The organism is Microbulbifer mangrovi, from assembly GCF_002009015.1.
GTDB classification, from domain to species: domain Bacteria; phylum Pseudomonadota; class Gammaproteobacteria; order Pseudomonadales; family Cellvibrionaceae; genus Microbulbifer; species Microbulbifer mangrovi.
This window is the reverse complement of sequence record NZ_LZDE01000236.1, coordinates 1-12,373: the sequence shown is the minus strand read 5'-3', so window position 1 is coordinate 12,373 and position 12,373 is coordinate 1. Positions and strand designations below refer to the sequence as shown.

The 12,373-nt window shown below is 57.4% G+C and carries 11 protein-coding genes; 2 read left to right on the top strand and 9 right to left on the bottom strand.

The genetic code is table 11. The features are described from left to right. The 9 genes from B4U49_RS03575 to rsxA form a co-directional block, all read right to left on the bottom strand. Nucleotides 1-2,074, bottom strand: a 2,074-nt coding sequence (locus B4U49_RS03575) for an MltF family protein (RefSeq protein ID WP_239692460.1), incomplete at its 3' end; no start/stop codon positions are given. A gap of 247 nt (nt 2,075-2,321) precedes the next feature. Continuing rightward, the gene (locus B4U49_RS18800) at nt 2,322-3,065 is read right to left on the bottom strand and encodes a hypothetical protein (protein ID WP_143735507.1); all 744 of its coding nucleotides are present in this window, start codon (nt 3,063-3,065) and stop codon (nt 2,322-2,324) included. A 205-nt stretch (nt 3,066-3,270) separates the two neighbouring features. Further along, nucleotides 3,271-3,993 (bottom strand): TetR/AcrR family transcriptional regulator, encoded by a 723-nt coding sequence (locus tag B4U49_RS03565; RefSeq protein ID WP_078083204.1) that lies wholly within the window; start codon nt 3,991-3,993, stop codon nt 3,271-3,273. A gap of 460 nt (nt 3,994-4,453) precedes the next feature. Next, entirely contained in the window at nt 4,454-5,167 is a 714-nt protein-coding gene (locus B4U49_RS03560; protein WP_078083203.1) for an electron transport complex subunit E, read from the bottom strand. Continuing rightward, nucleotides 5,167-5,847, bottom strand: a complete 681-nt coding sequence (rsxG, locus tag B4U49_RS03555) for an electron transport complex subunit RsxG (RefSeq protein WP_078083202.1) — start codon at nt 5,845-5,847, stop codon at nt 5,167-5,169. Before rsxG ends, B4U49_RS03560 begins: the two co-directional genes overlap by 1 nt. Next, nucleotides 5,847-6,899 (bottom strand): electron transport complex subunit RsxD, encoded by a 1,053-nt coding sequence (gene rsxD, locus B4U49_RS03550; RefSeq protein ID WP_078083201.1) that lies wholly within the window; start codon nt 6,897-6,899, stop codon nt 5,847-5,849. Before rsxD ends, rsxG begins: the two co-directional genes overlap by 1 nt. 50 nt (nt 6,900-6,949) lie before the next feature. Continuing rightward, nucleotides 6,950-9,160 (bottom strand): electron transport complex subunit RsxC, encoded by a 2,211-nt coding sequence (gene rsxC / locus B4U49_RS03545; protein ID WP_078083200.1) that lies wholly within the window; start codon nt 9,158-9,160, stop codon nt 6,950-6,952. Further along, nucleotides 9,157-9,765 (bottom strand): electron transport complex subunit RsxB, encoded by a 609-nt coding sequence (gene rsxB, locus B4U49_RS03540; protein ID WP_078083199.1) that lies wholly within the window; start codon nt 9,763-9,765, stop codon nt 9,157-9,159. Before rsxB ends, rsxC begins: the two co-directional genes overlap by 4 nt. A gap of 12 nt (nt 9,766-9,777) precedes the next feature. Then, nucleotides 9,778-10,353 carry an electron transport complex subunit RsxA gene (gene rsxA / locus B4U49_RS03535; RefSeq protein ID WP_078083198.1) on the bottom strand — a complete coding sequence of 192 codons (576 nt, stop codon included), beginning with the start codon at nt 10,351-10,353 and terminating at the stop codon, nt 9,778-9,780. Between the two features lie 416 nt (nt 10,354-10,769). Between rsxA and B4U49_RS03530 the strand changes: the two genes are divergently transcribed. Both B4U49_RS03530 and yghU read left to right on the top strand, forming a co-directional pair. Further along, a complete protein-coding gene (locus B4U49_RS03530; RefSeq protein ID WP_078083197.1) occupies nt 10,770-11,336 on the top strand; it encodes a transglutaminase-like domain-containing protein in 567 nt (188 codons plus the stop codon). Nucleotides 11,337-11,406: 70 nt separating this feature from the next. Then, a complete protein-coding gene (yghU, locus tag B4U49_RS03525; RefSeq protein ID WP_078083196.1) occupies nt 11,407-12,282 on the top strand; it encodes a glutathione-dependent disulfide-bond oxidoreductase in 876 nt (291 codons plus the stop codon). The last annotated feature ends 91 nt before the right edge of the window (nt 12,283-12,373 follow it).

Here is a 12,373-nt window from a genome sequence, read left to right as displayed (position 1 = left end):
AGGAGGCGAGGGTAAACCACATCATGTTCTCTGGACTGATACCTTTTTCCTCGAACTTACGATGTAGCCATTCCAGGTACTTCAGCCCGGCGCGCACGCTGGTCTCCGGATCGAACAGGTTTTTCTCCCCCACCTGCTTACCGGTATCGGGCATCACCTGCATAAGGCCCCGGGCGCCCACCCAGGATTTGGCTTTGGGGTTGAAAGTGCTCTCCTGAAACATCTGCGCAACTACAAGTCGCCAGTCGAAATCAAATTTTTCTGCGTACTTTTTTACGAACTTGTCGAATGGAGAAATCGTGCCGTCCGCGTTGAGCTCATTGATTTCGGGGCGGGTCCTTTTGGGGGAATCAAAATACTTGGTATACAGCACTGCCATTTTTTTCTTGGTGCTCTTCTTGTCGAAGAACTTGTTGATGGCCTTGAGTAATTCCGGATTGTTTTCCCGCACCATCCAGCCGTAGACATTGTCATCCACGTGCAGATCAATAAGCTCATCAATATTCGTTCGCCAACTGTGCTCGAGTTTTACCGAGACATCGTCCGCAATTGCCAGGTCGTATTCCTTGTCTGCCACTCTATCCAGAATCTGCTGGATGTTCAGTTCTTCTGGAGCCAGTTCAATCTTGACATCGGGCACCTGATTTTTGAGTTCCATGGCGACATCGTAATGGTTGGCGGACTTACGTACATAGATGGTTCGCCCAGCCAAATCTTCAAGACTATCGATCTTGTCGTCGTCGCGCCCCACTACCACTACTTTTTCTTTCATGTAGGTGCGCCCGAAGTCCATACCGCTGTTATCCCGGCGCTCGGTGGCGGACAGCAGGCTCGCTGCGATATCGGCCTTGCCGTCACGGATCATGGTAAGCAGGTCCTGGTGAGTAGGGGCGACCACAATCTCAAGTCGCAGCTTCTGCTCCTTGGCAAACGCCTGGGCGAGTTCGTATTCATAGCCCATGATGCGGCCTTTCCACATGTAATAGGTACCGGGATGGTTGCGAGTCAATACCCTTATATAACCGCGTTGCCGTATCTCATTCAGGTCCCCCACGGAGCGGTCGATGGTGCGGGTCAGCTTGCTGTGGCGAACAAAATCGTTTACTGCTTCCAGCAGCTGGGGGGAGTTTTTGCGCATTGCCCAGGCCATCTGGCGCTCATCGGGAAAAACATGATTTCGGGTAAGGTTGTCCTTGAACTGGGAAACCAGGTTGTACACCTGATTTTCTACAATGGTGAAATCGAGATGCCCTTCGGAGACATGGATCACCAACTCGACATAATTCGTTTCGGATACTTTGAGTTTGACCCCCGGATGTTTTTTTACAAATTCGCGCGCTAATTTTTCATACGCGGTACCCTTGGTTACTTCGAGTGTCTTGCCTTTATAGCTATTCGGTTCGGTGACCGGCTTGACGTCGTTGCGGGAGACCAGAACCAGCTCGGTATTCGCAGTGGGGATAGAAAAGTCGACCTCCTGCCTGCGGGCATCGGTCACCACCATATTATTGGCAATAATGTCCCCTTTGCCCGCCTCCAGTAGAGGTACCAGTTGATCAAAATTGTGCGCGTAGAGTACAACAGGCTCCAGTCCGATGTGTTCGGCCATACGCTTGGCCTCACTCAATTCGATATCCTGCTGGGTTGCCTCGCGGTGGAGGGAGTCGGTATTGGAGATGTCCACCAGAATTCGCAGCTTTCCGTGATTGCGAATCTGTGAGAGATCGCCGCTTTCGGTGTAGTTGCGGTAGGCATTGATGGGGTATTCGCCGCTGGTTTCCGGCGGCCAGTTTGCTTCCGGGCGAAGGTCGTCCTTGGTCGCCGGACGCATAGCGGGCTCTTTTTCCTGACTGGCGTCAACCGTCTGATCTGTGGCGTTTGAGGCCACCTTGTTTCCAGACTGACGTGATTGACCTTCTGGGGTGGGGGACTTTCCTGCGCTTTCTTGCGTTTCAGATTTTTCGGTATCCGCTGGCAGCGGGTCGCTGGCGGTGGAATCCCGCTGACACCCGGAGAGCGAGATTACCAGGAGTATCAGGTAGCAGAGCAGGTGACGTGTAGAAAGCAATTCCATGGTACTTCTGTAAAACATCCGATGTAATCATGAGAAGTCTAGCCTGCAGTTTCAGGGGCGCCGTTAATCGCGGGGAACCCGGAAAAGTTGGCGTAAAATCTTTCTGCGTCTCTTACTGGGATGACAGTGCGCGAGTTGCATGATGGGCGTCCGAGGGCGGCGAAGCTCTTGATCTTTGGCAAAGGCTTCCAGCAGTTCGAATTCGTAGCCAAGCACCCGCCCTTTCCACATGAAGTTACTGCCGGGTTTATTGCGGGTTACGGCGCGAAGTATGCCGCGTTCTTTTATTTCCTGTAGATCTCCGGTGGAACGCTGGGTGGATCGGGTCAATTTTATTTGGCGAATTTCTCATTGATGGCATCCATGAACTGAGGAGAGTTCTTGCGTATTGCCCAGGCAACCTGGTGTTCCTCCGGAAAAATAATGTTTTTTTTAGGTCGCTGAGGAATTGCATTACCTGACTGAGCGCCGCGTCATCAAGGATGGTGAAGTCGATATCTTTTTGGGATACCTCTACCGCAAGGTCTACATAGTTGGTATCCATAACTTTGATGACAATGCCCGGGTGCTGTTTGGCGAGGTCCTGGCGGGTCGCCGCGCGATGCAACGAGGCAATAGTGTCGATATCCACGAGTATACGCAGTTTTCCGTGTCGCTTGATCGCATCGAAGTCACGTGGTTCTGTGTAATTTTCGATTTTCTCAATAGGGCATTCTCCTGCCAGCTCCGGGTTAAGCGAGTGGCTGTCCGGGTCCGTCAGCAGTGAGATTTTGGTGTCTTCAGCGTCGACAGATGTGCTGTCAGCCGGTTTGGTTTCCTGTGTGGCCTGACCAGATTCGGATAGTTGTTCGGTCTGTGGTCCTGCACACTCCGGTTTACCGGTATTCTGGCTCTGCTGTCGATCGCAGCCACTAATCAGCAGAACCAATACGCTGATTAATATCCTGACCGGTCGGAACACCGAGCCCGGTCTGCGTGCGGGGGATTGCATGGTGTCTGGGAGTCCGTTGACGTCGGATTAAATCGCTGCATTTAAATCTAGCTATTGCTGCGCGGCGGAGCGGCTTCGCTCGTGGCGGACGTTTAGGGAACCCTGAAGTGGCTCAGACCGGAATCGGGGTAATGTCGGGGGGGAGAACGGTACTTAATCCGGCGCAGATACTGGATACGCTCTGCGCCGGAAATTCCTGGGGGGATCAGGCGTTTTGCGGCTGATTCAGGGGGCTTACGGTGGGAACTTCTGCGGTGGCGGGGATTAGCCCCTTGACCATCAAGGTCACCGCGCGCTCCAGTAGCGGAGAGTCGATGGAGACTGCGGCACTCAGTACCTGGAACTCCAAGTTTAGAATGGTGCCATGACAGATCTGTGCCGCCGCGACCGGGTCTGTGAGCTTTAGTAGCTCAAAGAATTCCACGATCATGTTTTCCGTGGCCTGGTTAGCCATACGAACGGCGCGGGTGAGTTGCTCGTTACGCAGCGCTTCGTTTTTAAATGCGAGCTCGATCACCCGATGGTCGCGATTGCTGGCCTGGGAGCGGATATGCATTAACACGAAACGGGTGAGTTGCTGAATCAGCTGGCGGCGCCCGGCGGGGGCGGCGAGTTGTTCCGGCGTCAGCTGACGGGCGACGTCAAAGCTCTCCTCCCGCAGGGATCGGGTTTCATCGATGTTTTGTTCTACGAAATAGGTAAAAGCGTCGCTGATCAGGTCGTTCAGATCTTTGAAGTAATAGGTGGTCGCAGCCAGCGGTACGGCGGCCTCTTTGGCCACAGCGCGGTGACGGATACCGCGGATACCTTCTTTGACGATCAGACGCAGGGTCGCTTCGAGAATGGCTTTGCGGCGTTGACGGCTGTCGGCGCGCTGGGCTTTACGCCCATGGTAGACCAGTTCAGACTTTCCATTGTCTAAAGTCATGTTGACGAGAATTCCTGTGCGGTAGTAAGCGAAAGCTATCGAGAATCAGGTACTACAAAATCCGGATGAAAATAGCGTGATATGTGGAACGCGGACTTCATTGTCCACGCCTGGTTTTCAGTTCTCGGAAGGTCCTGTTTTTATCGTTGTGCAATAAGTCTAACGAATGTCACAGACTCATTGCCACGAATACTTTTGACCGGTCGGCCATTCCGGAACGACGGCGCTATTTTAGCGATGTAGTGCGCCTTGGCCACGTAAGAATTGAGGTTTGTGAAGTAAATCCCATTACACTTGCTTACACGGGATTGGACTTGAAGGATACTTCGGGAAAGGAGTCGTTTTTATTTTGGGGACGACAACAATTTGGTAGAAAAGTATCAATTGGTCGCAAAAGGCAGAGGAAAATATCGGGAATGCACGGGAAGCCTTAATCGCTTCCCGGATGACTTGATAAACCTTACTGGATCTTTCCGGTGGTGCGGACGCGTTTGCTTCCCTTGACGATATTGACCTCGGCCTGACGACGACGCTCGATACCTGCATCAATGGCATTTTTTGCTGCGATCAACAGGCCGGCAACCAGGAATGCGCCGGGGGGAAGTACCGCGACCAGAAAACCGGAATAATCCTGCCCGAGTACCGGCAGGGTCCAGTTTTCGGCAATGGGGCCGAGCAGCAGGTCCATATCACTAAACAGGGTACCGCGCCCGATAATTTCCCGCACCGCACCAATGACGATGAGGACCGCGCTGAAACCGGCCCCCATCATCAGGCCATCCAGTAATGATGGCAGTACCGGGTTTTTACTGGCGAAGGCATCGGCGCGGCCGAGGATCGCACAGTTGGTCACGATCAGCGGAATAAAAATACCCAACACCAGGTACAACTCGTAAGTGAATGCCTTCATCAACAATTCCGCACAGGTCACGAAGGTAGCGATGATCATTACCGAGGCGGGTAGACGTACGGTTTCCGGCATCTGGTGACGCACCAGAGATACCGCCAGGTTAGAGCAGGCCAGTACCGCAGTGGTGGCAAGGCCCAGACCGATGGCATTGACCACCGAGCCGGTCACCGCGAGCAGCGGACAGAGGCCCAGTAACTGCACCAGTGCCGGGTTGTTTTTCCACAGGCCGTTGTGGGTAATTTCACTGTAGCTCGGGGTCGCCATCAGTTCTTCTCCTGCTCGGGCTCTGCCGCTTCGACTTCAACCGCGCGTTTCGATACCGGCGCGCTGAAAATCTCCTGCTGATGTTCGGCCACAAAATCCAGTACCTTGCGCACCTGGTTGACCACGGCGCGTGGGGTGATGGTGGCACCGGTGAATTGGTCGAAAGCTCCACCGTCTTTTTCTACCTTCCACATATTGCGGCCGGGATCTTCCAGGGACTTGTCGTTGAAGGACAGGATCCAGTCGCTCTTTTTCACTTCCACCTTGTCGCCGAGACCGGGTGTCTCCGCGTGGTTGGTGACGCGTACACCGGCTATGGTGCCGTCGCGGTTGACCCCCACCAGCATGCGAATTGGGCCGGAGTAGCCGTCCGGTGCCACGGTGGGAATAATCACTGCATCGATGGTGCCGTCGCCCTCACGGGCGAGATTGATATTCCCGCCCTGTTTCAGGCCCAGCAAAGCCCAGTACTGTCTGGGGATGGGATAGGTATCAACCAGCAGGTCGTTGCTGTGGCGCTCTATAGGGATGATCTCCAGCAGAGCCTTGGCGGCCGCTTCGCGGATCGCGCGCTCGATAGGCTCACGGGTGGTGATCTGTGTGACGGCGAGGGTGCCGGCGGTAACCAGCGCAAACAGGGCCAGAATGGCCGCGTTGCTACCGATGGAGCGTTTCAGCATTACTGTTCCTCCAGGTCGGTTGCCTTGCGCGCAGCCTTGTGGCCATAAGTGCGTGGCAGGGTGTAGTTATCGATAAAGGGGGCGGCGAAGTTCATCAGCAGTACCGCAAACGCCACTGCGTCCGGGTAGGCGCCCCAAGCGCGGATAACGAATACCAGCAGGCCCACGCCCGCGCCGAATACCAGCCGTCCCCGGTTACTGGTGCAGCCACTCACCGGGTCGGTGACGATAAAGAAAGCGCCGAGCATGGTGGCACCGGAGAACAGATGCAGCAGGGGCGAGCCTTCACTCAAGGAGCTGCCGCCGTCATAGAACACCACCGACAGCAGTGCCAGTGTGGCGAGCATGGCTAGCGGTGCATGCCAGGTGATCAGGCGACGGAACAGCAGGAACAGACCGCCGAGCAGGAAACCGAAGTTGGCCATCTCCCAGCCCACGCCGGCAATGTTGCCCTTGCTGAACATGGGCTCCATTTCGTACAGCTGGGCGAGGATGGTGGACTGGTTGTGGCGCACAATTTCCAGCGGTGTGGCGCGGGTAAAACCGTCCACGTTCATGTTGCCGAAGATGAGGGAAAAGGTTTCACCGAGTCCCGGTGTGCCGTGAATAAGCTCCGCAGGAGCCACCCAGCGGGTCATTTCCACCGGGAAGCTGATCAGCAGCACTACATAACCCACCATGGCCGGGTTGAACGGGTTATAGCCCATGCCTCCGTACAGTTGTTTGGCCAGTAGGATTGCACTGACACTGCCAATCACGGGAATCCACCAGGGGCAGTAAGGAGGCAGGGCGATACCCAGTAACAGCGCGGTGACCAGCGCGCTGTAATCCTTCAGGTAAAAGCCCACCGGGCGTCCGCGCAGCTTCATGACCGCGGCTTCGGTGACCAGCGCCGTGCCGGTACACAGGGCGATATTGAACAACACGCCGGGACCGAAGAAGATTACCAGCGCCAGCACGCCGGGAATCGTCGCCGCCGCCACCTGCAGCATCACCTTGGCGGTGCTCTGACCGGAGTGGGCGTGGGGGGATGTAACTCGCATCAGGGACATTGGGTTTCTCTACTCGCTCCCGGGGGGCTCGTCAGTGGATTCTTCCGGGGTTATTTGCCAGAGCCCTGCTGGGCGGCCAGTTTTTCCTGCAGCTTGTCCTGCATTTTCTCCAGCGCGGTTTCGAATGCGCCGGTATTCGGATCGTCTTCGCTGCGCGCTTTCGCGAGGCGGGCTTCGGCTTTCTCTACGCGTTTTTTCAGCGCCTCGATCTCGTTCGCCAGTTTTTCTTCCGGCGCCATACTGGCGCGGGCGGCAGCCGCGGCCTTGGCTTTTTCGATGGCCGCACCGGCTGCGCTGGAGGAGGCGCCGGCGACGGTGAGCTTGTCCTCGGTTACCGAGGGCTGCGCGGGGGGCTTCTGCACGTTTCCGGCATCTTCCTGGCCGGATTTTGCGGGTGCATCGGCTGCCTGCTTTTCCGCATCGGCCAGCTTTTCGCGGGCTTCCTTCAATTTCAGCTCGGCAGTTTTCAGCTGGGCTTCCAGCGGCGCTTTTTGCGCCTCTTCCGCCTCTGCCAGTTTTTTCTGCATGCGTTCCACCCGGTGCTCGGCACTGGTGAGGGAGCGCTGTGCACGTGCCAGCACCTGCTCGGGAGCAGCCTGTTTGGCTTTTACCCGCGCCAGCGCCGCAGCCACCACGTCCGATTCCTGTTTCGCGGCTTTGGCTTCCGGACTGTTGGCTTCCTGTTCGCGCTTCTTGCGCGCTTCTTCGGCGGCCTTCTTGCGCGCCAGTCGCTTGGCTTCTTTTTCCTGTTCCGCCTTTTCCAGACGCAGCTTGCGGTACTCGAAGCGCTCGCGTGCGCGATCCGCCTTCTCTTTCTCGGCACGGGCCTCGCGGATATCGCCCTTGGCCGCGCGGTAGTACTGCACCAGGGGGATACTCGATGGGCACACGTAGGAGCAGGCTCCGCACTCGATACAGTCAAACAGGTTGTACGCCTGCAGTTTTTCGCGGTCTTCCGCACGCGCATACCAGTAGAGCTGCTGGGGCAGCAGGCTTGCGGGACAGGCCTCAGCGCAGAGACCGCAGCGGATACAGGCCTGGGCCGGCGGCGGCGCCGGCAGTTCCTGTTTACTGGGGGCGAGAATACAGTTGGTGGTTTTTACCACCGGCGCGCCGTCGTCCTCGATGGTGTAACCCATCATCGGGCCGCCGATCACGATACGCTGGAGCCGCTTGCGGTCGATATCGTGCTGCTCGAGGATATGGTGGATGGGGGTGCCCAGGGGTACCTCGATGTTGCGCTGGCGGCCGAGAGATTCACCGACGACGGTGGTGACCCGGCTGATCAGCGGTTCACCCAGGGCAACCGCACGGAATACCGCGCGCGCGGTGCCGACGTTCTGGCACACGATGCCCACATGGGCGGGCAGCCCCTCGTTGGGAACCTCGCGCCCGGTAAGAATTTCGATCAGCTGCTTCTCGCCCCCGGACGGGTACTTGGTGGGGAACACCACCACGTGGAAGCGGGTACCCGCGGCGGCCTGTTTCATGGCCGCGATGGCTTCTGGCTTGTTGTCCTCTATACCGATCAGCACCCGCTCCGGCTGGTCCAGCAGGTGAGCGAGTATTTCCACACCGCCAATGATCTCGCTGGCGTGCTCGCGCATCAGCATATCGTCGGCAGTGATGTAGGGTTCACACTCGGTGCCATTGATGATCAGGGTATCGATGGTGGCGCCGCCGCGCGGATTCAGCTTGACCGCGGTGGGGAAGCCCGCGCCGCCCATACCGGCGATACCGCAGTCGCGGATTTTTTCCAGTACGTCATCGATATCGCGACTGGCATAGTCTTCCACCGGAGTGAGCGCACACCACTCATCGCGGCCATCGGTGCGGATCTGGATGCAGTCCGCGACCATGCCGGAGGGGTGGGGCACCGCCATGGGTTCGATGGCGACCACTTTGCCCGAAGAGGGCGCGTGCACCGGGCAGCTCACCAGGCCGTCGGCCTCGGCGATTTTTTGCCCCTTCAGTACCTGGTCACCGAGTTTCACCAGGGGAATCGCGGTGCCGCCAATATGCTGGTTGAGCGGGACTACGAGATCCTCTGCCAGGGGAATACTGCCGATGGGCTCACCGGTGGACTGGTGTTTGTTCTCCGGCGGATGGACACCACCGTGGAAATCGTTGACCTTGAGTTCGCGGGATAGATCGCGCGCCTTCTCGCTGGCGATCAGGTGGGCCTGGCGAGTGGCGCGACGCTCATCGGCAGACGGGTGGTCGCTGGGTTCGCGCTGGTTGCGTTCTTGTAACTGGCTCATGCTGCACTCCGGTCATCGGCGTGCAGGTCGGGGCGGTCGCTGGCGATCAATTGAATTCCATCACTGGGTTTGTTCGGGTGCCATTCCTGCAGGGTAGTTTCCACGGGCACCATGTCGATACAGTCCACCGGGCAGGGTTCCACGCACAGGTCACAGCCGGTGCACTCGTCCACGATCACGGTGTGCATCTGCTTTGCCGCGCCGACAATAGCGTCTACCGGGCAGGCCTGGATGCACTTGGTGCAGCCGATGCACTCCGCCTCGCGGATAAACGCCACTTTCTTGACGTCTTCCTCGCCGTGCTCCGCATCCAGCGGCACCGCTTCTACATCCAGCAGGTTGGCCAGTTCGTTGATGGTGGCCTGGCCACCGGGAGGGCATTTGTTGATGGCCTCGCCATTGGCAATGGCCTCGGCGTAGGGCCGGCAGCCCGGGTGGCCGCACTGTCCGCACTGGGTCTGCGGCAGGATGGCGTCGATCTGGTCGACGATCGGATCTCCTTCCACCCGGAAGCGCACCGCGGCAAAGCCCAGCAGCGCGCCGAATACCAGCGCCATGCCCCCGAGAATTAGCAGAGGCGTGGATACTTCAGACAACCAATCCATCGTCGCTACTCCTTATACCAGTCCGCTGAAGCCCATAAAGGCCAGAGACATCAATCCCGCGGTCATCATGCCGATGGCCGCGCCCTTGAAGGGTTTGGGCACGTCTGCCACCGCCAGGCGCTCGCGCATGGCGGCAAACAGGATCAAGACCAGGGAAAAACCGACCGCGGCGCCAAACCCGTACAGGGTGGATTGCACGAAGTTGTTGGCTTTCAGAGTGTTCTGCAGCGCAACGCCCAGGACCGCGCAATTGGTGGTGATCAGGGGAAGAAAGACCCCCAGCACCCGGTGCAGCAGCGGGCTGGTCTTTTCGATAAACATGCGCGCGAACTGCACCACCACCGCGATGACCAGGATGAAGGATATGGTGCGCAGGTACTCCATGCCGAAGGGTTCGAGCAGGTAGGTGTTCACCAGGTAGGAGCAGATTGCCGCCAGGGTGAGCACGAAAGTCGTCGCGCCAGCCATACCGATGGCCGTTTCCAGCTTGTTTGAGACGCCCATAAACGGGCACAGTCCAAGGAACTGCACCAGTACATAGTTGTTCACCAGGATGGTGGAGAGCAGAATGACGGTAAATTCGGTCATAGAGATTCCATTCGGCCCGCAGTACCCGCCCGCAGGGCTTGATCGCGCAGCATAATCGCGGCAATAGTTGGCGGGTGGTGCCGCGTCTGTACATAATTTGGACATCAGGCCGGCAGTCGAGTCTCGCGGTGGCGGCTCAAGTTACCGCTTGGTGCGCAAATCCGCTGCGGTGGCGCAAAGATTGCAAATTTGCAAGTTGTTGTTGCCAGAGTAGGGGGCGGTATTATGGGCGAGAGGAAATAGGCGTTCAACTTGCCATACCTACCACGTCTTTGGACGGGGCCCATCTACGATGGCCCGTGGCAACCGAATTTCGCAACTTTTGCCGATCCTGTGTAAGGACCTCAATCGTCTGTTCATGACACTTTTGCTGTAGGCGACTCTTGATTTATAAGACCGACCATTAAAGACCGACCATGAAAGAATTCCTGCAACCCTCTGCCATCATCGACTGGGAGCACCCGGACATACGGGCTATCGCCAGTGAACTCACCTGCCTGTCAGGTGCACGCTTCGGCACCGCCAGAAACTGCTTCAGCTTCGTGCGCGATGAAATCCGCCACAGCGGGGACTTTGAGCTCAACCCGGTGACCTGTCGCGCTTCCGACGTATTGCGCGAGGGTACTGGCTTCTGTTTTGCCAAAAGTCACTTGCTGGCGGCGTTACTGCGTGCCAACGGCATACCCGCCGGACTCTGCTACCAGCGGCTTTTGCTGGATGAGGCTCAGGGAAAGTATGGCCTGCACGGGCTGAATGCGATCTATCTCGAGGCATACGGCTGGTTTCGCGTTGACGCACGCGGCAACAAACGCGGTGTAACAGCAGAATTCATCCCGCCCCAGGAGAGTCTCGCCTACACCCCATCCGCCGAGGGCGAGCGCGACCTGCTGGACATCTACAGTGAGCCCCTGCCGCAGGTGTTGGCGGTGCTGCAGCACCACCAGACATTTGACGCGGTGTTAGAGCACTTGCCAGACGTTTGATATCCCGGCCCGGAGCGTTACTCTTGTCGACCAAATTGTCGATCTAATCTTCATTGAGACAGGAGTCAGTATGTCGGATGTGTATAACCCACCCAAAGTGTGGCAGTGGGATTCCGAAAGCGGCGGGCAATTCGCAAACATCAACCGTCCCATCGCCGGCGCCACCCACGACAAGGCCCTGTCTGTGGGGAAGCACCCGATGCAGCTCTACTCTCTGGCCACACCCAATGGGGTCAAAGCCACCATCATGCTCGAAGAGCTGCTGGCTTTGGGACATGAAGGCGCCGAGTACGACGCCCACCTGATTCGTATCACCGAAGGCGATCAATTCAGCAGCGGTTTCGTCGACATCAATCCCAACTCCAAAATCCCCGCCCTGGTCGATCACAGCACCACCCCACCGATCCGGGTGTTCGAATCCGGTTCCATCCTGCTGTACCTGGCAGAAAAATTCGGCGCCTTCCTGCCCCACACACCAGAGCAGCGCACGGAAACCCTTAACTGGCTGTTCTGGCAGATGGGCGCCGCGCCATTTCTCGGCGGTGGCTTTGGGCATTTTTATGCCTATGCACCGGAGAAATACGAGTACCCCATCAACCGGTACACCATGGAAGTGAAGCGGCAACTGGATGTACTGGACCGTCAGCTGGCGGAGCATCCGTTTATTGCCGGCAAGGAATACACCATCGCGGATATGGCCATCTGGCCCTGGTACGGTGCGGTAATCAACAACGAAGCCTACGACGCCGCAGAGTTTCTCGAAGCGCACAGCTACAAAAACGTCAATCGCTGGGTAAAAGAAATCGGCGAGCGTCCCGCAGTGCAGCGCGGAAAAATGGTCAATCGCACCTGGGGCGAACCGTCCGAGCAATTGCACGAGCGGCATGATGCCAGTGATTTTGAAAATCGTACACAGGATAAACTCGAAGGTTCAGGCGATAAGTAATCCAAGCGCAGTGAAGGCTACATGGGCCTGAATTGAAGAAAAAGCTGTGGGTGGAAGGTTTCAAAACTGTCGGAAACAGGGATGTTTCCGA

Coding starts and splice junctions, on each gene's coding strand:
- B4U49_RS18800 (WP_143735507.1), bottom strand. CDS start 3,065: ATGCAATCCCCCGCACGCAGACCGGGCTCGGTGTTCCGACCGGTCAGG.
- B4U49_RS03565 (WP_078083204.1), bottom strand. CDS start 3,993: ATGACTTTAGACAATGGAAAGTCTGAACTGGTCTACCATGGGCGTAAA.
- B4U49_RS03560 (WP_078083203.1), bottom strand. CDS start 5,167: ATGGCGACCCCGAGCTACAGTGAAATTACCCACAACGGCCTGTGGAAA.
- rsxG (WP_078083202.1), bottom strand. CDS start 5,847: ATGCTGAAACGCTCCATCGGTAGCAACGCGGCCATTCTGGCCCTGTTT.
- rsxD (WP_078083201.1), bottom strand. CDS start 6,899: ATGTCCCTGATGCGAGTTACATCCCCCCACGCCCACTCCGGTCAGAGC.
- rsxC (WP_078083200.1), bottom strand. CDS start 9,160: ATGAGCCAGTTACAAGAACGCAACCAGCGCGAACCCAGCGACCACCCG.
- rsxB (WP_078083199.1), bottom strand. CDS start 9,765: ATGGATTGGTTGTCTGAAGTATCCACGCCTCTGCTAATTCTCGGGGGC.
- rsxA (WP_078083198.1), bottom strand. CDS start 10,353: ATGACCGAATTTACCGTCATTCTGCTCTCCACCATCCTGGTGAACAAC.
- B4U49_RS03530 (WP_078083197.1), top strand. CDS start 10,770: ATGAAAGAATTCCTGCAACCCTCTGCCATCATCGACTGGGAGCACCCG.
- yghU (WP_078083196.1), top strand. CDS start 11,407: ATGTCGGATGTGTATAACCCACCCAAAGTGTGGCAGTGGGATTCCGAA.